The following is a 1,250-nucleotide window of genomic DNA, read 5'->3' as shown; positions in this document are numbered from 1 at the left end:
GGGGTTAAAATGCGCTAGCCGTGGTACAGGTGGTTTTGGAGAGCATTTTAATTTAACTAATATTCCACATGGGCAATACATACAAGAGTATTTAATTGCTAAGGGGATCCCTTCATCATCATTCATTGAAATCGCGCTTAGCTCTTATACACTAGAAGACGCTACGTTATCTAAACCAATATTAGAGCAATATTCTATTACTCGTTGTATTTTAGTTACTTCGGATTTTCATATGGAACGTGCTAAATTACTGTTCAATCTGATAATGCCTAATATAGATTTCAAATACTCAGAGGCGAAAATTTTAGTAAGCGAATTAGAGCTACAAAAATTAATTAAACATGAAAAAAATGCTATAAAACGTGAGCTAGCTAATTTCAAAGCTCACAGAGTTCAGCCCCAAACCTCCGATGCATTTATCTGACGATTCAAATTATTGGTTTCAAGTTACGACTTACTTCACTTTTTGCGAAAGACCGAGAATGTTTTTAATGGTTTATTTGTGATGTATAAGTTCTGAGTTTATTTTTATTGCTGCAGAATCATCCCACTTTTTGTCTTGTTTAAAAAAATATTGTATATATAATCAGGTACATACGATTGTATGCATTGAAATAACAAGCGCATATAAATTGAAAAACGTACAAGACGTTAATACAATTACCGGTAATGAGATATGAAAATTGAAGACATGACAGGTTTAGAGGTTTTACAGGCTATGGCGCTCGGTGAATTGCCGCGTGCGTCTATTACAATCACTATTCCTATGACCTTTGTTAAAATTGAAGCGGGGAGCGTGTTATTTCATGCCTTTGCAGATGATTCGCACCTCAATCCTATGGGGGGAGTCCACGGTGGATTTGCAGCAACAGTGCTTGACTCGGTCACTGGTTGCGCGGTACATACTATGCTTAACGCAGGTGTTGGCTACGGTACCATCGACCTAAATATAAAAATGATAAGGCCAGTGCCTAAAAACGAGAAGTTAATAGCTGAAGGTAAGGTTATTAATTTGTCTAAGTCTTTAGGTATATCGGAAGGTACGTTGAAAAGTTTAAATGGTAAATTACTTGCCACCGCTACGGCAACTTGCATGATTATTAAGTGATAAATCGTATAGCCAAGCATTCTACCATGCTCACCTTCTGATCGTAAATTTAACGTGGCACTCTTTATTAAATCAATGCCATACACTGGGAATTTTTTTGTTATTCGGTTTTTGGTTAAGCAAGGTAATATACCCAAGGCAT

General features: G+C 36.6%; 2 protein-coding genes. Both read left to right on the top strand.

Annotated features, from left to right (window positions below):
* The coding region (locus CJF42_RS22920; RefSeq protein ID WP_095368884.1) for a YdcF family protein at nucleotides 1-424 on the top strand (424 nt) is incomplete at its 5' end.
* A gap of 252 nt (nucleotides 425-676) precedes the next feature.
* Nucleotides 677-1,108 carry a PaaI family thioesterase gene (locus CJF42_RS22915; RefSeq protein ID WP_095368883.1) on the top strand — a complete coding sequence of 144 codons (432 nt, stop codon included), beginning with the start codon at nucleotides 677-679 and terminating at the stop codon, nucleotides 1,106-1,108.
* Nucleotides 1,109-1,250 lie beyond the last annotated feature (142 nt).

Source organism: Pseudoalteromonas sp. NBT06-2 (genome assembly GCF_002276045.1).
Lineage (GTDB): Bacteria > Pseudomonadota > Gammaproteobacteria > Enterobacterales > Alteromonadaceae > Pseudoalteromonas.
This window is presented reverse-complemented; position numbering and strand designations above follow the sequence as displayed.